We start from the raw sequence: 18,845 nt of genomic DNA, 5'->3' as shown, positions 1-18,845 counted from the left end.
TCTCCCCCCTTTCACCTTCCCACAATTCGCGCCAGTTGCTCCTTTAATGCGACTGCAAACGTTCTCCCCGCGCCGGAAGAGGGGATCAGATCGCGGAACTCGAACCGACCAGCCGGCCTCCCATTGAAATCGCAGCCCAGCGGGGTAAAGGTCAGCCCCCGCTTGTCCGCCAATCGCATGGCCCTGGACAGATGGACGGCTGAGGTGACCAGCCCGATCGAGGGGCCGCCAGCCTGAGGGCCCGCACTGAATTTGTTCCTCGTCGCCCCGACAAGCTGCAGCCACTGATCCGGCGGATCCTCAAAAAAGGCTTTCAACTGCACCATTTCCGCATCGGTGTTGACGCCCGGCACCTCAAAAATGACGTGGTCGGGAACACCGATGGAGGTCAACAGTTCACGCCCGATCAGCGACGGATCTCGGGCATCACCGATTGCCGTTCCGGTGCTGATCAGGGTTTTTGTCTTCCCCGCGTGCCAGAGCTGGGCGGCAAACAACAGCCGCTGTCCGTCGTCGCCGAGCTGGGGAACCTCGAAGCGATTGTCGGCGGCGTAACCACCGAGCAAGACCACCGCGTCCAGCGTTGACTCCAGATTCGCTGCCGGATCGGACGCCGCAGGATATTCCAGCGAACGCAAACATCGGCCGGCGACCGAGCCATTGAACGCAATCCCCACGGTCAACCAGGCGAGTGCCAACAGGGTCGCCAGCGGGACACGTCTGCGGATGAAGCATGCGATCGTACCGGCGAACAACAGCAACCAAATCAACGCGATCGGCATCGCGAGACTGGTCGCGGCTCGCTCGGCCGGAGACCTGCCTGCTTGAATGCCGGTCAAGGCGACCAGCGAAACCGCCAGCAATCCCGCCGCAAGGATTCCGACGACGAGCGCCTTGCCGATCCCCCGACGCTCAAGCGACCGCTCGTGTTGATGACTGGGAACCTCAAGAGACTCCATCGTTGGTAGTGTTTCCTTGCACAGAAAGTTGAAAGATGTCGACCAACGACGTTACCCCAATCCGACGTTCAGCCAGTCGCCCGGGGGAAGTATACCTGCTGCATCCTGCTCGAGTCGCCAATCTCATGATTGCCTCAACCATACGATAGGAATAGACCGGTGACGGACCAATCGTCGGACCAACCGGCCATCTCAGGTTCTGTCCCCCCGTCGAGGAGATCATCATGCGTTGGAGAGGTAGAGCACGAAGCACCAATGTCGAAGACCGTCGTGGATCGGGAGGTCGTGTGGCTGCAGCGGGCGGCGGGCTCGGAGTCATCGTCGTCGCCGTGGTGATCATGCTTCTGGGTGGAAATCCGCAGCAGTTTTTGCAGCAGCAACAGCAGGCGGCACAACAAGGCGGTGTCGTGTTGCATCACACCCAAAGGACAAAGCAAATCATTGAACCGGGCGACGTCGAGGAGGCACTCCGCGCCGCAGCGGCGATCGGGGACGATCGTTTGCAAAAGCAGAGTCAAGGTTACACGGTCCCCGAATCCTTTACTCACGGAACGAGTGAACAACGTCTGCGCTGGTTCAGGAGAGGACTGGAAACCGGCGACTTCAGCCAGGGCGATACGTTCAGCGTGCGTGAACTGTGATCGGTAGCCGCCCATCACGTCGACCGATCGGGCTGCATTTCCGATCCACGGGCCGGGAAATCGGAATCACCAAGCCCGTTCGGGTGACGTTTTTTTTCAGCGGCCGGTTATACTAATCGCTCCAGAGCGTTCGTCTTCGTCGTTCTGATTCAGCCCACCGTACTCACCGGCGGACGGTCAGGTGTGGTTTTGACTCGGATTTCCGCCCCCGATTTCCAATCTCAGGTCCCCCATGAGACGTCTCGGCTATCTCTCGGCATCGCTCTTTGTCTTTCTGGCGGCATGCCCGCTGTTTATCGCGTCCCCGATCGCAGCGGCAGACGCCCCAGCACTGAAGCTGCGCGAAGGAATCAAACTGGCACTGGTCGGCAATTCGCTCGGCGAGCGGATGAACCTGTACGGGAACTTTGAAACCCGACTGCAGTTGCGGCACGCCGGAACAAACATCCGGTTTCGTAACTTCTGTTGGCCGGCCGATGAAGTCGGCAACCGCCAACGGCCGGGCAGCTACACCAAGATCGACGACCCACTGGCCGTCTTCGGCCCCGAGGCCTACCTGTGTTTCTTCGGCGCCAACGAATCCTACGCCGGCACGGACGACGCGACCGTCGCCGCCTTTGTCGCTGCCTATCGCGACTACTTGGCCCAGATGAACGCGACCTATTCCGGCGGCAAAGCACAATTCGTGCTCATCAGCCCGATCGCGTTTGAATCGACCGGCCATCCCCTGCATCCCGATGCCGGCGAGCGGAACGCGGCGCTGAAGATCTACCGCGACGCCATCGAGAAACTCGCTGACGAAGAAAACCTGCCGTTTATCGACCTGTTCAGCGAATCCAAAGCGGCCTTTGATGCCGAACCGGGAACCCAATACACGATCAACGGGCTGCATCTGAACGAACGCGGTGACCGTTGGGTGTCGCAATTGCTCGATCGCGCGCTGTTCCGTGATTCGCAATCGTTTGATGACGACCGGTTCCAATTGGTGCAAAAGTGGGTCAACGACAAATCGTGGCTGCACCTGCAAGACTACCGGATGCTCAACGGCTGGTACGTTTACGGCGGTCGCCGCACCTGGGACACCGAGACCTTCCCGAGCGAATACCGCAAGATTCGAGAGATGGTCGCGGTACGAGATCAGTACATTTGGGATCTGGCCCAGGGCAACCCCGTCGCCGACCGGCCGGACGATTCCGGTACCGGCCAGGTCGTCACCCCCGAGACGATGTTCGGAACGCGAGACGAGAACTTTCGCAAGATGCGAGAACCGCAGGAACTCGTTTATCCGACGCCCGAAGAATCGATCGACATGATGACGGTCCCGGATGGGATGGAAGTCCAGCTGTTCGCGTCCGAACGTGAATTCCCCGAACTGGCCAATCCCAATCAAATCGCCTTCGACGCCAAGGGCCGCTTGTGGGTCTCGTGCATGGCCAACTACCCGCAATGGCAACCCGGCGCGGCGGCGCCGAACGACCGGCTGTTGATCTTCGAAGACACCGACGGCGATGGCAAAGCGGACGTCTGCAAGACGTTCTACGACAAACTGATCTGCCCGACCGGATTCGAGTTCTATGACGGCGGCGTTTTGGTGGTGGACGAACCGCGGATTCTGTTTCTCAAGGACAACGACGGTGATGACCAGGCCGATGAAGTGATTCAATTGATCGACGGCATCGCCACCGACGACACGCACCACACCATGGGAGCCTGGGAATTTTCTCACGGCGGCCAGCTGCACATGCTCGAAGGCGTCTCGTTGTCGACCACGCTGGAAACGCCCTGGGGCCCGTTCCGCAACAAAAGCACCGCCGGTGCCTACGTGTTCGATCCGATCTCGCAACGTGTCCTCCACTATCGCACACCGGGCTACGGCAACCCCTGGTGCCTGGTCTTTGACGAGTGGGGCAACGGGATCGTCGGCGACGGGACGAACGCGAAACAACATTGGATCGCCCCCTTGGCCGGCAAAGAGGTCGACACCCGCAAGACGCTGCGACCGGTCTTTGATAACGAGGGCATGCGTCCGGCGGTCGGCAACGAGTTCCTGTTGTCACGACATCTGCCCGACGAGATGCAGGGACAATTCATTTATGCCTGTGTGATCAACATGCACGGCATGCCGCGATTCAATCTTCGTTACGAGAGCGACGGGGCGGGCTACGAGGGCGAACGGGTCGCCGACCTGCTGTCCTCGACCGACATGATCTTTCGCCCCGTCGATCCCAAAATCGGACCCGATGGAGCGGTTTGGTTCGGCGACTGGTGCAACGCGTTGATCGGTCACATGCAGTACTCGCAACGGGACCCCAACCGAGACCACACGCACGGCCGTGTCTATCGTCTGGTCAACAAGAACAAACCGCTGTTACCGATCGTCGATTTGACCGAACTGAGCGAAGCCGAATTGCTCGATCAGCTGTTGGTGCCGGAACTGCGCACCCGCTATCGCGTGCGACGCGTTTTGCGCGACCGCCCGCAAGACAAGGTGTTTGCAGCGCTGGCGAACTGGATCGCCGACACGGAGGATCCGCGACGGCTGTGCGAAGCGATGTGGATTCAAGAGAGTCTTCGAAGCGTCGACACGGATCTGATCGACCGCGTCTTGGCATCGGACGACTATCGAGCCCGCGCCGCGGCCATCCATACCGTCACCAACGAAATGCTGCGGATCGATGCCGCCCACGACTATCTGGCAGCCGCAACCTCCGATCCGCACCCGCGTGTTCGACTGGAAGCCCTGCGTGGAATCAGCTTCCTGGAAACCCCCGACGCGACCGAATTGGCGTTGGCGGTGACCGATCATCCGGTCGACTACTGGATCGATTACACGCTCGAACACACCTTGTACGCGCTGGAGCCGGCCTGGTCGGAAGCTCAAAAATCCGACAACTTTCTGGCGAACAGTTCCGAGCAAGCCAAGAACTACTTCTTGCGATTTCAACGCATGGCCGGCCCAGGCGGCGCGGCCGTCATTCCGCTTGAAATCGCCGACGACGTCGATGCATCCGAAGCGGACCGAAACGCGGCCATCAAGACCCTGGCCGGGCTGCGCGGTGGAAACGCCGGCCGCGGCGAAGACGTATTCAAACAAGTCTGCTCGGCCTGTCACCAGATCGGCGACCTGGGCAAGAAGTTCGGACCGGACCTGTCCGATATCGGATCGCGGTTCGACAAAGAAAAAATCATCCGCTCGATCGTGATGCCAAATGCCGAGATCAGCAAAGGCTACGAGACGGTCAATATCCTGACCGTCGACGGCGATACCTTCAACGGATTCGTGATCGCGAAAACCGATGACACCCTTTCGCTGGGGATCGCCAACGGCAAACAGGTCGATATCCCCCTGGACGACATCGAAATCGAAAAACCGATGAAGGCCAGCTCGATGCCCGAAGGGCTGGTCAAACAAATCGCGCCGATCCAAGTGTTGGACCTGCTCGCTTACCTGTCCTCACAACGTGCGATCAGCAAGGTGTCACAGCGTGGCGGATGGACGAGTGCCAAGTACCGCACCGAGCCGAAACTGCGGTCGCACAACGGCGTGTCCGAAATCTCTCACGATGCAGCAATCAAACTGGGACAGAATTTCGGCAACGGCACCTGGAACTCCGACCCCCACCTGTTGCTGACTCCCGTCGGCCGCGAGGGATTCGATTTCGCCTTCCACAGCGACCACGACGTGCAGTCGCCATACGTCACCATTCGGCTGAAGGAACCCGCGACGCTCAAACACCTGTTGCTGCGAAACCGATTGTCCCAGCAGTTCTACTCCCGAGCCGAAGGGCTGACGGTCTGGGTCAGCATGGATGGCCAGTCGTACGAACAGGTTTGGAAAGCCGACAAACTCAAGGGCGAGTGGATGATCGATTTCCCCGCAGGCACGAAGGGGCAGTACATCCGGATCGGACTGGACGGCAAAGGAACCTTCCACCTGTATCAGGCCGTCGTCTTCGGCGAGTGAATCAGATCCCGGCGGTCTGGAAGTGGTTCGACAGGAAAATGGGTGACAAGAAAATGACCCGGATCCGGTGCCGGTTTGGTCAGACACTTCGATGCTTTTTTCCGACAATTCTCGCTGAACGCCACCCTATTTCATTCATCACGCCCGTTGGACGACGAGAAATCGGTCAAAAAATTTGGTGGTCAAAAAATGAAGAGTTCCGTCAGGGGGAGGCGGAGGTATCCGTCGGGAACCCCAACGCGACAGTGAATCGACCACTGAGGTTCCGCACGGCCTATGTGGTTGATTCTCATTGATTCACTCGTACACGTGTGCAGTGCCGCTATTCTTATTTTTTGACCAACCTTCTTGTCCATCGCATCGCGACGAACAACGCCGATCGGTCTCAGGGACGTCTCAGAATCTGTCGAGCGGAACTGAATTTCCGCAGTCGGGGTTCGTGGTGATTAGCGAGGAGTAACTATTTTCCTGTCATTTTATTTTCTTGTCTCGTTGTTTACGCTGGTTTTTTTCAGCCCGCCTTCTTCTGCCGACCCAGGCCGGCGGTGATGGGAGAACGCCGGAATGTGATGCACAGCATCACCGACACAGCTCCGCCAACATCACCGACACAGCTCGGCCAATGCGTTGAACAAACAGTCCAGCTCCTCCGTGGTCGTCGTTTCACCGCAACTGATCCGCACGGTTCCATCGGGCGGCGAATCGATGGCCTGGTGGATCAACGCCGCGCAGTGCAACCCCGATCGGACTTCGATGCCGAATTCGCTGTCCAGAATCATCGCGGCGTCAGCGGCCGGCAAGCCATCGATCGCGATACTGGCAACCGGCAACACCGGATCGTGGGGACGACCGATCACGCGAACGCCATGAATCGACTCCAGCCCCCGGTAGAGTTCGGCCGCAAGCTCCGCCAGCTTGGCTTGCGATTGTTCTAATGCCAGCTCTGGTGAGCCGTCCCCGCGACGTTCACGCAGCCCGGCCAACCATCCGGCATAGGCCGGAACGTTCATGTTGCCCGCCTCGAAACTGGCCGGGTACTCCTGCGGCATCTCCAGCGATTCCGAACGCGTCCCGGTCCCACCGAACACCGTCGGACGTATCCGATCCTGGACCTCGCGACGGACATACAAAAACCCGGTTCCCAACGGTCCGGCGCCGCCCTTGTGTCCCGGAGCGGCCAGCACATCGAGGTGAGCTTGGGAGACGCTCAGCGGTAAATGACCAAACGTTTGCGCCGCGTCGCTCATCAACAGCGGCTTGTCGGCAGCGGCGAACTGACCGTGCAACCGTCGCCCGATCTCTTCGACCGGCTGCAGCGTTCCGTTGACGTTGGCGGCATGAACGATCGACACCATCCGTGTCTGCGGTGTGATGGCCGCGATCACATCTGCCGCATCGACTTGACCGTGCGGATCGACCGGTACGACGGTCCAGGTGATGGTTTGGTTCGCGACCAGGTGCTGCAGGGGACGGAGCACGCTGTTGTGCTCGGCCGCGGTGGTCACGACGTGATCGCCGGGTCGTAGCATCCCCAACAGCGCGGCGTTCAAGGCTGACGTGCCACCGGTATGAAGCGAGATTTCTTGGTCGCTGGCGGCACCGGTCCATGCCGCAAGTTCGCGCCGCAACCGAGCGATGATCTCGCCGGCGTTTCGCGAAGCCCGGTACGCTCCCCGACCGGCGGCGGCTTCATCACGCACCGAGTACGCGTGCATCGCATCAAGCACGACCGCTGGCTTGGGAAAACACGTCGCGGCGTGGTCCAGGTAGATGCGACGATTCATGGATGAATCCACTCGGTCGATTCGTCCATGTAGGTTTCCCGTTTCCAAATCGGCACGTCCGCTTTCAATCGGTCCATCATCCACGGCAGGGCGGCGAAGGCATCGCTGCGATGGGCGCTGCTGCATCCGACCAAGACACTTGCCTGGCCGATCGGGACTTCACCCAATCGATGCACGATCACCACGGCGGCCAGGGAATGCCTTTGTTTGGCCTGTTCGGCGAGTTGCCGCAGTTGTGTTTCGGCCATCGATTCATGGGCCTGATAATGAAGCGTCTTGGTGATCCGCACGGCCCCCGAAGCCGTCGTTGTTTTTCGCCGCGTCACTCCGGCGAACCAGGCATGTGCCCCGGTATCCGGATCATCAATTTTGGACGACCAATCGGAAAGTTCGATCGCTGTGTGAACAAGGCGAATGAAAATCATCAACACGTTTCCGGGAAATGAAAGCCGGCGCAAACCGCCGTCCGCGTAACAACGTCGCGGACCGTCTCGGCTAACCGCCGCTGACCGGCGGGATCAACGCGAGTTCCACGTCGGTGCGTTCGATCACGTGATCCGCCGCGACGTACTGGCCATCAACGGCCAACCGGCTGACGCCGATCAACGGGGCCGCCGCGGGGATCTGGGTCGCCACGGTCTCGATGACTTTCGCCGCGGTGACGGGGTGATCGACCGAGACGTTGGCGACGTCGCAACCGGCCGCATCACGGACACCGGCAAACAGCAGAATACGCAACGGGGCGGTGGAAGTCATCCGGGTGGCAATCCGAGCTCCTCACCGACCTTCGGCAATCGGCCATAGGCATACGCGAGCAGCTTGAGTGGGTGAAGGGTCTGGAGGTCGGTCCCGTGTTGGATCTGCATTTTACAAGCGCTGCATTCGGTACACGCAAGTTGCGCCCCGCTGTGCCGCAGAGCCGAAATCATCGGCCAACCGATTCGCAGACTATTGCGATAGTTCTTTCGCTGCAATCCCCAGGTTCCGGCCATCCCGCTACATCCGGCTTCAACATGTTGAACACTCAAGCCGGGAATCAATTTCAATAATTCGATCGATGCGATGTCCGGATCCAAGACACGCAAATGGCAGGGCCGGTGGTAGGCGAATTCCAGGTCGATGGATTGAAACTCGCGATCCAGTTTTCCTTCGGCGTGCAGGCCACGTAGAAACTCGCACGCTTCGAAAGAGTTCTTGGCGACCAGATGGGCGTCTTCGTCGTCGAGCAGGTTGGGGTACTCGTGTTTCAAACAGAGCACCGCCGCCGGTTCGGTGGCAACGATCTGGTAGCCCGATCGAACCGCCTCGGCCAACATCCGCACATTCCGGCGTGCGATACGGCGGGCGCCTTTCAAATCCCCCGCCGTGATCCGCGCCATGCCGCTGCCGGACTGCGACGTGGGGACGTAAATCGCGATCCCGTTTTGTTGCAAGATCTCGGCCAACGCGCGACCGAGGTCGGGATCGTGATAGTTCGCGTAATGGTCGACAAAATAAAGCACCTTGGCGCCTTCGCCGGCCGGCTGCTTGGTCCAGCGGCGACGTGCGGAATACCGCATGAAGCTGCCCGATGCGATCGGCGGCAATTCGCGTGAGGCCGTCAACCCGAACAACTTGTCGGCCAGCCACCGTGAGAGTCCGTTGCGGATCAACAGATTGGACAACCAAGGGAACCGAGAGCCGATCGCGGCGATGATATCGAGCCGGCAGATCAATCGATCCGACAGCGGTTGGCCATTGGTCGCCACATACTGGGCCTTCAATTCACCGACGATTTTGGGGATATCCACGCTGGCGGGACATTCCAATCGGCACTGATGGCAATTGAAACACAGGTCCGCGACGGCTTTGGCCCGATCACCGGTCAGCGCTTCGACATCGATCTTGCCGCTCAACACGCCGCGTAACAAATTTGCCTTCGCACGTGGCGACGCCTCTTCGCTCCGCGTGGTGCGAAACACCGGGCATTGCCGCTCGGAATTCGCCGTCGTTCTGCAGCGGGCGCACCCGTTACACGACTCGGCCACCACGTCGATCATCTGGCCGGGCGACCACTGCTGCAGAACCGGCAATTCGGGAACGGCGGTGTTTTGAATCCGCGCCGCCTGCACGATCCGGTCGGCGGCCTTGATCAGCGTTCGCGTATCCGAAGTGACTTCGATCGTCTCACCGATCGGACGAATGTTTTCGTTGGGCTGTTGCAGGACGGCCCCGAACAGCTTGCCCGGGTTCAACCGATGATGTGGATCGAAGAGCCGCTTGACCTGTCCCATCGCCGGCCAGAACTCACCGAACTGCTTGGGCAACAACGCGCTGCGGCTGAGCCCGGCGGCATGCTCGACACTGACGTGCCCGTTGAATTGCCAGACGACTTCGGCGACCTGTTCGGCGACCCGACGAATTTTCTTGCGTTCCGCGGCGGACGACAAATCGACAAACGGCCGCACGTGCAGATGACCATGACCGGCATGGGCAAAAATCGTGGCCGTGCATTCGTTGTCTCGCAACGTCTTTTGAATCGCCGCCAACGCCTCCGGCAATTTCTCCGCCGGCACCGCGATGTCCTCGGTGAACGGAATCGGCATTCCCGGGCCCTTCAATCGACTCAGCCGCGGCGTGACGCGACGGCATAACGCCCAGAACTGGTCTCGGGTGGCCTGGTCGGTGGCCGAATTGGCGACGAATGCGGCGTCTGGTCCACGCGATAAATCATCGCGCAAGATTTCAATGCGGTCGGTCAGTTCAGCGAGCGAGTCCCCCTGAAGCTCCAGCAACAGCATCGCTTCGGCCTCCTGCGGCAAGACCGCTTCAAATTGCCGCTCGGTTTCCCGCGCGATCCCCAGCAACCGCCGCCCCATCAGGTCGCATGCAACCGGCCCATAACCCAGTGACCGCACGGCGCACCGCGCCGCTGATTCCAAGCGATGGAAGAACAGCATCACAACCCCACGATGCTTCGGAATCGGCTCCGTCTGAACCGTGGCGTCCACGATCAGCCCCAGCGTTCCTTGTGTCCCCACCAGAAATTTCGCCAAATCAACGCGTCCCAGGTCGTCGACCAGGCCGTCAAACCGATAGCCGCCACGGGCCGGTGGTGCGTCTTTTAGTTTTTCCAAACAGTCTTGATATTGCGTCTGAATCTCCAGCAACCCTCGGGCCAGTCGGCCGACCGTTCCCGGATCGTTGGGATGATGCTTCGAGACGTCCAGCAATTCGCCGTCCACGGTGACGAAACGCAGCGATTCGATGTTGTCGCGGGCCGAACCGCTGCGCAAGTAGTGGCTGCCCGACGCGTTGATCGCCAGCACGCTGCCCATCGTTGTGATGCTGCGGGTCGCCGGGTCGGGTCCGTACCAGCGGCCCAGCGGTTTTAGATTGCGATTGAGTTCCGCGATCGGCAGCCCGGCTTGCACCGTCGCGAGCGACTTGAGCGGATCGAATTGCATCCGACGCATGTAGCGCGAAAAATCGACCACCAGTCCTGGGCCGACCGACTCCCCCGCCACACCGCTGCCGCTGCCGCGCGGGTGGATCGGCAAGTCCTGCTCGCCGGCGTACTGCACCAACGCGACCACATCGGCGGCCGAACGCGGCCGCACCACGCCGACCGGCTGGATTTCATAAATGCTCGCATCGGTGGCGTACAACGTCGTCGACACGGCATCGCACATCACGTCGCCGCGCACGATGCCCCGCAAATCGTCTTGAATGCGTTGTCGGTCGATTTCCATGCATTAGTTCGAACCCATCCCGCCCCCAAAGTCAACCACAACGCAGGTTTCGGGGGGTGGAGTTCCCCGATTCACGACCGATACAGCTCTGGGCGTTGTTTTCCGGCGAACTTCTCATACATCTCCCAGACTTCATCCGACCACGATTTGTATTTTCGGATGTGTTTGACACCGGAGCCTGTCTTCACCATCGAGCGCATGAAGGCGACCATCATCTTGCGAATTTCGGTGCCTTGGGCGAACAGCGTCCTGTAGTCCTCTCGTTCCAGATAGTCCCGATCGAATGCGGCCACCAAGTGCGACTGAGTCTCATTCAGGCCGCCGAGGGAGTAGCCTAGAAACTGGACGAATTCACCTTGAGTTCCTCGGCCAAACCCCTCGGCAATGTTTGCCATCACGGACTCGGAGGAGTCATTGATTTGGACGACCAAGCGACGGTCTAAGGCAAAGGGATCGCGGCGGGTTCGTTGAAAAATCTCTTTCGACCACGTTCGCGACTTCTGCCAAAACAAGAGTTCTGTAAACCGGTTCACACCTGCCATGTTTGATCGCTCCCGCATGGATTCGAAACAGAACGTCAACAGACTAGAAAACCAGACGGGTTCAGCCCCCCCAACGGGGAATGTTTTTGGGGTTTGGGGTTTGGGGTTTGGGGTTTGGGGTTTGGGGTTTGGGGTACTGGGTACTGGGTACTGGGTACTGGGTACTGGGTACTGGGTACTGGGTACTGGGTACTGGGTACTGGGTACTGGGTACTGGGTACTGGGTACTGGGTACTGGGTACTGGGTACCGCCCCTCTGACTCCCCCGGCGCGGGCGTTGCTGCTAGACTAGGGCGGTTGCGGTGCCGTTAATGCGGTGCCGTCGGACTGCTCCCTTCTGCCCGCTTCCTGCCCCGCCTGCCTCCCGAGGCTTTTCGAAATGATGCGTCGACATCGATCTTGGCTCGTTACCGTCCTGGCATCCGTGACGGTTTGCTTTTCCCTCGGTTTGACCGCCGCCCCGGTAACAGCCGCGGACTCGGAGATCAAACAGATCCTGATGGTCGCCGGTCCGCCGTCGCACCGATTCGGCGCTCATGAACACTTTGCGGGACTTCGCATCCTGCAAGACGCGATCCAACAGAGCAGCGACACCGCTCGGGTCACACTCGTTCGCGGCTGGCCGTCGGATGACCAAATCGCCGCCGCCGACACGATCGTCATTTACTGCGACGGCGGCGGGCGGCATGTCGCGATGAACCATCGCGACCAACTGCGTCAACGTCTCGGCGAAGGAACGGGGTTGGTGTGCTTGCACTACGCGGTCGAGATGGTTCCCGGTGAACCCGGCAAAGACTGGGAAGAGCTTCTCGGCGGCCACTTCGAAATCAACTACAGCGTCAATCCGCATTGGGTGGCGGAATTCAAGTCGCTGCCCGACCATCCGATCACACGCGGCGTCGAGCCCTTCGCAACCGACGACGAGTGGTACTTCCACCTGCGGTTTACGGAACTCGGCAAAGTCACGCCAATTCTTTCCGCGGTCGCCCCCGATCACACCATGAAGCGGCCTGACGGGCCACACCATGGCAATCCCCACGTTCGCAAGAGTGTTGCCGCGGGCGAACCCCAAACGGTCGCCTGGGCTTACGATCGTCCCGACGGCGGCCGGTCCTTCGGCTTCACCGGCGGACACTACCATTGGAACTGGGGCAACGATGACGTGCGACGTTTGGTGACCAACGCGATCCTCTGGACCGCGGGTGAAACCATCGGTCCGGAGGGCTCCTCGTTGGGCGAAGAACCGATCGGAATCAAACGTCTGCTGGAAGATCAAGATTACGAACGCCCCGATGATTTCGATGAAGAAGAAACCGCCAAGCGGTTTCAATTGACGGCGCAAAAAAAAAAGAGTCGACTGAATCCGCCAAACCGATCTTCCTTTCCGGCACGCTGACCAGCCAAACGAAACGCCATCGCGTCGAAATCGATACTTCGATCGCTGGCGTGTCGGACTTGTTTCTGATCGTCGATGACGGCGGAGATGGATTCGCATGCGATTGGGTCGACTGGGTGGACCCGACCCTGCACGGTCCTGCCGGATCGCTGTCACTGGTCGACTTGGGATGGCAGTCCGCGACGACCGGTTGGGGCAGCGTTGGCAAGGATCTCAACTGCAGTGGAGCCCCCTGGTCGGTCGACGGCCAGGTGATCGGAAAACACGCCATCGGGACCCACGCCAACAGCGTCATCCACTTCAAGGTCCCCGAGGGCTACACGCGGCTGACGGCGACCGGAGCCCTGGACACCGGGGGGACGCGTCAAAACGGCGGCACCAGCACGAGCGTCCGATTGGCCGTCTACGCCGGCGCCGCACCGGCGTCCCTGGGCAGCGCCCCGGACAACTCCAGCGACGGTGACCAGCGCGACCCTGCCAACGCGATCAAGGGAATCACGATCGCCGAAGGTCTGGAAGCCACCCTGGCGGCCAGCGAACCGCTGCTCCGCAGCCTGACCAACCTGGATATCGATTCGCGCGGACGCGTTTGGGTCTGTGACGTGATGAATTATCGACGCAATCAAGGCGCACGCCCCGAAGGCGATCGGATCATGATCCTGGAGGACACCGACGGCGATGGAGTCTTGGACGATGCCAAGACGTTTTACCAAGGCCGCGACATCGATTCAGCGATGGGCATCTGCGTGCTCGAAAACGCGACCGGTACCGATGTCATCGTCACCGCCTCGCCCAACGTCTGGCGTTTCGTCGATACCGATGGCGATGACGTGCCGGACAGCAAGACCGCGATGTTCACCGGAGTCGGCAACCCCCAACACGACCACTCCGGCCATTCGTTCCTGTTCGGCCCCGACGGAAAACTCTACTGGAACTTCGGCAACACCGGCGAGCAAGTCAAAGACGCCGATGGCGAAACGGTCATCGACATTCACGGCCGCCCCGTCATCGACAACGGAGCACCGTTGTACGGCGGCATGCCGTTTCGATGCGATCTGGACGGTTCCAATTTCGAAGTCCTGGCGCACAACTTTCGCAACAACTGGGAAACCACCGTCGATTCGTTCGGCACACTCTGGCAAAGTGACAACGACGATGACGGCAACCGCGGCACGCGAATCAACTTTGTGATGGAACACGGCAACTACGGTTATCGCGATGAGATCACCGGCGGCGGTTGGCGCGACGAACGGATCAACCAAGAAGACGAAATCATGCACCGTCACTGGCACCTAAACGATCCCGGTGTCGTCCCCAACATGCTGCAAACCGGTGCCGGCTCGCCCAGCGGCATCTGCTTTTACGAAGGCCGGTTGTTGCCGCAACGTTTTTGGGACCAGATCATCCACTGCGACCCCGGCCCCAACATGGTCCGCGCTTACCCCGCCAAGCCCGATGGCGCCGGATACACCGCGACGATCGAGCCATTGATGACGGGAACCACCGACCGCTGGTTCCGACCGGCCGACGTCTGCACCGCACCGGACGGTTCGCTGTTCGTGACCGATTGGTACGATCCCGGCGTGGGAGGTCACAATCAAGGCGACTCGGACCGGGGACGGCTGTTTCGACTGGCACCTCCCGGGTCGGCTTACACGATTCCGACGTTCGACTTCACCACCGCCGACGGCGCTGTCGAAGCGCTGCGAAACCCGAACTTGGCCGTCCGCTCGCGAGCCTGGAGAACGCTGCACGCGATGGGCCGCGATGCCGAACCCGAATTGCTGGAACTCTACGCTGATTCCAATCCGCGACTGCGAGCCCGCGCGCTGTGGTTGCTCGGTAAGATCGACGGACGCGGAGAGCACTATGTGACCAAGGCTTTGGCCGATTCCAATCCAGACATTCGCATCACGGCGATCCGTTTGGCCAAGCAACTGACCGCCCAACCGTCTCGGTGGCTGGCCGACGCCGCCGACGATGAATCGGCGGCGGTGCGACGCGAGTTGGCTGTCGCGCTCCGCTACGACACCAGCGACACCATGCCGACGCTGTGGGCCAAGCTGGCAACGGCCTACGACGGCCAGGACCGCTGGTATCTGGAAGCCCTCGGGATCGGAAGCGACGTCCGCCCCGAAGCCTGTTTCGAAGCCTACCTGGATGCCGTCAACGGCCGCTGGGACACGGCGGCCGGCCGAGACGTGGTCTGGAGAATCCGGGCCCCTAAAGCGGCAGACGCCATGGTCTCATTGATCGCCGATCCGAACCGACCGCTGCGTGAAACGGATCGATACTTTCGCAGTCTCGAATTCCATGATTCGGACGTCCGCAGCGCCGCGTTGAAACGGCTGCTTCCCTGAACGCCTCGGCTTTGTTGGTCCCCCTTTCCCTTCACTTCTTTGCCCACCCCCGATGAAACTTCACGCGTTGATCCTGACCGTCGGCTTCCTGTATCTCCTCACCGCGCCATCAAGCTTGCCTGCTGCCGACAATGCCGCGCAGGCTCGTCGCGACGCCATCGTCGTGCGGGCGATCGAGCGGATCGATGGCTATGACTACCGCTCCGACCCCGCGGTGGCGGAGGCCGTCATGCGGCAGATCCGGCGCAGCGAGGGCACGCCGGAATTCATGAAACTGGTCAAACGTTTCAAACCCGATGGCATTGAATCGCAACTGACGGTGGCGTTGGTCGGTGATGATCGATCGGCGGCGGTGGAATCGGCGGAGTTGTTGTTGGAACTTGATGCCGGACGACGAGAAATCCGCAACTTGCTTGCCTCGCCCGACCAGGCCCGCGGCGTGATCGAAACGCTCGGGTTACTCGGTAACGGACGCGCCAATCATTTCCTGTCCGAGGTCGCGACCGATGCCGAGCGTCCCTACGATCAGCGCCGCGCGGCCGTCGCCGGGTTGGCGCGAACCAAGGACGGTGAAAAACGGCTGATCGATTTAGCGACCGAGAAAACGCTGGTCGGCGACACCGTCCTGATTGCCGGCGCGTTGTTGGCGCGCAGCAAAGACGGCGGCATTCGCAAAGCCGCCGCGAACGTGTTGCCGCAACCGGCCCAAAAAGATTCCCAGCCCTTACCCCCGATCGACGAACTGGCCAAGATGACCGGGGATGTCGCCGCAGGCGAGAAACTGTTTCGCGGCGCAGGGACTTGTGCCAACTGTCACATCGTCAACGACTACGGCAAGGACGTCGGCCCGAATCTGTCGGAGATCGGAACCAAGCTTTCGCGTGAAGCGATGTTAACGGCCGTGTTGGCGCCCAGCGCGGGCATCAGCCACAACTACGAAAACTTCAGCGTGTTGACCGAAGAAGGCCAAGTGATCACGGGACTAAAGATCTCGCAGACCGATGATGAAGTGGTGATCCGAACGGCCGATGCGATCAATCGCAAGATTCCATCCGAAGACGTCGTGACGATCAAGAAAAGCGACAAGTCCATCATGCCGGAGAACCTGCACCACATCACCGGCCGGCAGGGCTTGATCGACATCGTGGAATACATGATGACGCTGAAGAAGAAAGGCTGATCAACGGTATTGGCCGTGACAATCATCACATGACTGGGTGATCGCGCCGACGGCTCTGCCGATCGCATCGTAATCATCCAGCTCCAATCCCCGTGTCACTCCCTGCGCGGCTTTGGTCATCGCTTCGCTGAACGCCACGTAGTCGGCATCGTCCGAGTCGTCCATGCCTTCCTTGACCAGGATTCGGCCCAAGATCGCCAGCAACTCCGCCGGGCGGCGGACATCGTTCGGTTCCGCTTTGACGTCATCGGCGTTGCTGGTCGCATTGCGAAGTTGCTCCTTGAGCAATTCGGCGTATTCCATCAACGGGGCACGGTCGGCGATCGAAGCCCAGTCGTTGGTTTCGGCGGCCTTGCCGCCGCGCAGTCCGGTGCCCGACAACAGGTCTTGCAAGTCGTCCTTTCGCGCCCGCGCTTCGTTGAACACCTGATTCGTTCCCGCATTGCAGTTGAACGCCGTCCGCCCCAGCAGGTCGCGTGCGACCGCCGCATCTTCCTTCCAGCGAACATCGCCGTCGTACTCGCTGATGATCGCAAACAAACTGCTCATCACCATCAAGTCCAAGCGAGCCTCCTCATAACCTCCGCTCTTGAACGGCCCGGGCTGAGTGACGACGGAATCGTAGTGCAACTTCATCCGTTTGATCTCGTCTTCGATCGAGGTCGGGGAGATCAACTTGTCCCAGGGTCCGGCTGTCGCACCACCCCCGCCTTCGGGTGCGTCCACAACCACACTCGACGCCTGGGCATTTTTCTTTCGCAACGCTTGCAATGTCGGCCGCTGTCCGCGGATCGCATCGCCGACTGAATCAAAGAAGACGCCTTTGGTCGCGTCGGCAGAAAACTTTGGCGCCGGCGCACGTTTTTCTTCGCCCCACGCGATGTACGAATGGGCAGAAAAGAGCACCGAACCACCCACTAAGACGGCAACGGGTAAAGTGCGATTTCGGGTCTTCATCACGTGACTCGGCAGGTGCAATGGCAGGATAGATTCCGTCAGTTTAATTCAGTTTAGCACCACAAAGAATCCAGCGCCGAGCGTCCGATAAAGGAAAGGGGCAGCCGACACCCGAGCGGGGGTTTGCGGGCTGTCAACGTGTTCTGGTTGAATCCGCCAAGAAGACGACGCGAAAGACGAATTCGCTCGCGCCCCGAATTGATTCGGAACCCGCCTGGGTCCTTGGGGTTTGTAATGAGTGTGAAGGGAATCGCATCTTCAACGAGGGGAAAAGATTAGATGAAACAAAACGATCAAGAACGAATCACCTGCCGATGCCCGCGCGGACACAAGCTGCGCGGCGGCACGAATCTGATCGGCGAGACGGTACGTTGTCCGCGTTGCAGCGAGAAATTTGTATTCGGCTACCAGGTGCGTCAGGACGTGACGGACACGGCCGTGGTGCGGATCCTCGGTGACGCCCCCGCGGCTCCCGCCCCGGCGGTCGAGCGTGAACCCAAGCTGCGTCCCTGTTCACGCTGTGGCGTTGCCATCAGCACTGCCGCCAGCGTGTGCAAACACTGCAATTGCTACGTCGGCATCCTGCCCGATTTCCTCAGCAAACTCTCCGACGGAAGTTCGATCCACACGAACTGACGCGAGCCCCCAGCGCGGCAACACATCCCAGCGGGAAGCGTTCGCGAGCGGCGCGTTGTAGTGTCCCGCCGCCATCGCGCGCCACTGGCTGACGCCACGTGTAGCCATGTGCTAAAGTCAGTGGCAGTCGGTCACTGGCTTCCCTGGCATCTAAATGAGCGAGTTTGTCTTCGTGCGATCTTTTTTTACGTTATCGATCTGCCTGTTGATCGGACTGGTCGCCGTCGGTTGCGGCCAAACGCCTCCACCGCCAGGGTCCGATGCGGCTGTCGGCGTGGTGACCCTCGAAATCCAATCCGCGGATGCGGCGACGCAGTCGATTCAGGTTCCTGACGTCGCCGACGGAACGACGCTGGAGACGGTGATGCGGATGGTGGAGCAAGTGCCGGTGAGCGTTTCCGGTAGCGGGTCGACCGCGTTTGTCGATTCGATCGGCGACATCAAAACCGATGCCAGCCAAGGCTGGACCTTTAAAGTCGACGGTGCATTCGCCAATCAAGGCATCGGCCAAACCGTGCTGCATCCGCCGACAACCGTCACCTGGTCCTACGGCACGTTCGAAAATTGAGCGGACACGGGATTCAGCGCACGTTGGTGTCTAGCCTTGAGGCGATTCCCGGTCGCTGCGACGCAGCGAGACGATGCGGCTAAAGCCTGCACACCAGCGCACGTTGGTGTCTAGCCTTTAGGCGATC

14 protein-coding genes are annotated in these 18,845 nt (G+C 60.3%); 7 read left to right on the top strand and 7 right to left on the bottom strand.

The features are described 5' to 3' along the window. Window positions 1-11 precede the first annotated feature (11 nt). Window positions 12-959: a YdcF family protein gene (locus TBK1r_RS27040; protein ID WP_145217957.1), complete on the bottom strand. Its 948-nt coding sequence runs from the start codon at window positions 957-959 to the stop codon at window positions 12-14. 224 nt (window positions 960-1,183) lie between these two features. On the opposite strand from TBK1r_RS27040, the gene TBK1r_RS27035 reads away from it, so the two are divergent. After that, window positions 1,184-1,600: a neutral zinc metallopeptidase gene (locus TBK1r_RS27035; RefSeq protein ID WP_145217955.1), complete on the top strand. Its 417-nt coding sequence runs from the start codon at window positions 1,184-1,186 to the stop codon at window positions 1,598-1,600. A gap of 232 nt (window positions 1,601-1,832) precedes the next feature. Continuing rightward, window positions 1,833-5,564, top strand: coding sequence for a PVC-type heme-binding CxxCH protein (locus TBK1r_RS27030; protein ID WP_145217953.1), 3,732 nt, complete (start codon window positions 1,833-1,835; stop codon window positions 5,562-5,564). Between the two features lie 602 nt (window positions 5,565-6,166). Here the strand turns inward: TBK1r_RS27030 and TBK1r_RS27025 are convergent. The 5 genes from TBK1r_RS27025 to TBK1r_RS27005 form a co-directional block, all read right to left on the bottom strand. Continuing rightward, the gene (locus tag TBK1r_RS27025; RefSeq protein ID WP_145217951.1) at window positions 6,167-7,348 is read right to left on the bottom strand and encodes an aminotransferase class V-fold PLP-dependent enzyme; all 1,182 of its coding nucleotides are present in this window, start codon (window positions 7,346-7,348) and stop codon (window positions 6,167-6,169) included. After that, window positions 7,345-7,773 (bottom strand): molybdenum cofactor biosynthesis protein MoaE, encoded by a 429-nt coding sequence (locus TBK1r_RS27020; RefSeq protein WP_145217949.1) that lies wholly within the window; start codon window positions 7,771-7,773, stop codon window positions 7,345-7,347. Before TBK1r_RS27020 ends, TBK1r_RS27025 begins: the two co-directional genes overlap by 4 nt. A gap of 70 nt (window positions 7,774-7,843) precedes the next feature. Beyond that, the gene (locus TBK1r_RS27015; protein WP_145217947.1) at window positions 7,844-8,104 is read right to left on the bottom strand and encodes a MoaD/ThiS family protein; all 261 of its coding nucleotides are present in this window, start codon (window positions 8,102-8,104) and stop codon (window positions 7,844-7,846) included. Further along, entirely contained in the window at window positions 8,101-11,079 is a 2,979-nt protein-coding gene (locus TBK1r_RS27010) for an anaerobic glycerol-3-phosphate dehydrogenase subunit C (protein WP_145217945.1), read from the bottom strand. The genes TBK1r_RS27015 and TBK1r_RS27010 overlap by 4 nt, the downstream gene beginning before the upstream one ends. A 71-nt stretch (window positions 11,080-11,150) precedes the next feature. Continuing rightward, window positions 11,151-11,621 (bottom strand): four helix bundle protein, encoded by a 471-nt coding sequence (locus TBK1r_RS27005; RefSeq protein ID WP_419580441.1) that lies wholly within the window; start codon window positions 11,619-11,621, stop codon window positions 11,151-11,153. Window positions 11,622-12,000: 379 nt separating this feature from the next. Here TBK1r_RS27005 and TBK1r_RS39135 point away from each other — a divergent pair, with 379 nt between their 5' ends. Genes TBK1r_RS39135 through TBK1r_RS26990 form a run of 3 tightly spaced genes read left to right on the top strand, consistent with a single transcriptional unit; the run spans window position 12,001 to window position 16,557 of the window. Then, entirely contained in the window at window positions 12,001-13,017 is a 1,017-nt protein-coding gene (locus TBK1r_RS39135) for a ThuA domain-containing protein (RefSeq protein WP_419580440.1), read from the top strand. Beyond that, window positions 12,951-15,377, top strand: coding sequence for a PVC-type heme-binding CxxCH protein (locus TBK1r_RS26995; RefSeq protein WP_419581600.1), 2,427 nt, complete (start codon window positions 12,951-12,953; stop codon window positions 15,375-15,377). Before TBK1r_RS39135 ends, TBK1r_RS26995 begins: the two co-directional genes overlap by 67 nt. A gap of 52 nt (window positions 15,378-15,429) precedes the next feature. Further along, the gene (locus tag TBK1r_RS26990; RefSeq protein WP_145217939.1) at window positions 15,430-16,557 is read left to right on the top strand and encodes a c-type cytochrome; all 1,128 of its coding nucleotides are present in this window, start codon (window positions 15,430-15,432) and stop codon (window positions 16,555-16,557) included. Here TBK1r_RS26990 and TBK1r_RS26985 read toward each other — a convergent pair whose 3' ends face one another. Then, window positions 16,558-17,514: a cytochrome c gene (locus TBK1r_RS26985; RefSeq protein ID WP_145217937.1), complete on the bottom strand. Its 957-nt coding sequence runs from the start codon at window positions 17,512-17,514 to the stop codon at window positions 16,558-16,560. It lies immediately after the preceding gene. Window positions 17,515-17,793: 279 nt separating this feature from the next. Here TBK1r_RS26985 and TBK1r_RS26980 point away from each other — a divergent pair, with 279 nt between their 5' ends. Together TBK1r_RS26980 and TBK1r_RS26975 are read left to right on the top strand one after the other, a co-directional pair. After that, window positions 17,794-18,150 carry a hypothetical protein gene (locus tag TBK1r_RS26980; RefSeq protein ID WP_145217935.1) on the top strand — a complete coding sequence of 119 codons (357 nt, stop codon included), beginning with the start codon at window positions 17,794-17,796 and terminating at the stop codon, window positions 18,148-18,150. Between the two features lie 172 nt (window positions 18,151-18,322). Next, complete coding sequence (locus tag TBK1r_RS26975; RefSeq protein ID WP_419580439.1) at window positions 18,323-18,718, top strand: DUF4430 domain-containing protein; 396 nt, start codon at window positions 18,323-18,325, stop codon at window positions 18,716-18,718. Window positions 18,719-18,845 lie beyond the last annotated feature (127 nt).

It is taken from the genome of Stieleria magnilauensis (genome assembly GCA_007753675.1).
Classification (GTDB): domain Bacteria; phylum Planctomycetota; class Planctomycetia; order Pirellulales; family Pirellulaceae; genus Stieleria; species Stieleria magnilauensis.
The sequence above is the reverse complement of the archived record's forward strand: the minus strand, read 5'-3'. Positions and strand labels throughout refer to the sequence as shown.

Bases quoted from the DNA above. Each gene is read 5' to 3' on its own strand.
- TBK1r_RS27035 (WP_145217955.1), top strand. From the start codon at position 1,184: ATGCGTTGGAGAGGTAGAGCACGAAGCACCAATGTCGAAGACCGTCGT.
- TBK1r_RS27040 (WP_145217957.1), bottom strand. From the start codon at position 959: ATGGAGTCTCTTGAGGTTCCCAGTCATCAACACGAGCGGTCGCTTGAG.
- TBK1r_RS26980 (WP_145217935.1), top strand. From the start codon at position 17,794: ATGAAACAAAACGATCAAGAACGAATCACCTGCCGATGCCCGCGCGGA.
- TBK1r_RS27020 (WP_145217949.1), bottom strand. From the start codon at position 7,773: ATGATTTTCATTCGCCTTGTTCACACAGCGATCGAACTTTCCGATTGG.
- TBK1r_RS27030 (WP_145217953.1), top strand. From the start codon at position 1,833: ATGAGACGTCTCGGCTATCTCTCGGCATCGCTCTTTGTCTTTCTGGCG.
- TBK1r_RS26985 (WP_145217937.1), bottom strand. From the start codon at position 17,514: ATGAAGACCCGAAATCGCACTTTACCCGTTGCCGTCTTAGTGGGTGGT.
- TBK1r_RS27015 (WP_145217947.1), bottom strand. From the start codon at position 8,104: ATGACTTCCACCGCCCCGTTGCGTATTCTGCTGTTTGCCGGTGTCCGT.
- TBK1r_RS27025 (WP_145217951.1), bottom strand. From the start codon at position 7,348: ATGAATCGTCGCATCTACCTGGACCACGCCGCGACGTGTTTTCCCAAG.
- TBK1r_RS39135 (WP_419580440.1), top strand. From the start codon at position 12,001: ATGATGCGTCGACATCGATCTTGGCTCGTTACCGTCCTGGCATCCGTG.
- TBK1r_RS27005 (WP_419580441.1), bottom strand. From the start codon at position 11,621: ATGGCAGGTGTGAACCGGTTTACAGAACTCTTGTTTTGGCAGAAGTCG.
- TBK1r_RS26990 (WP_145217939.1), top strand. From the start codon at position 15,430: ATGAAACTTCACGCGTTGATCCTGACCGTCGGCTTCCTGTATCTCCTC.
- TBK1r_RS27010 (WP_145217945.1), bottom strand. From the start codon at position 11,079: ATGGAAATCGACCGACAACGCATTCAAGACGATTTGCGGGGCATCGTG.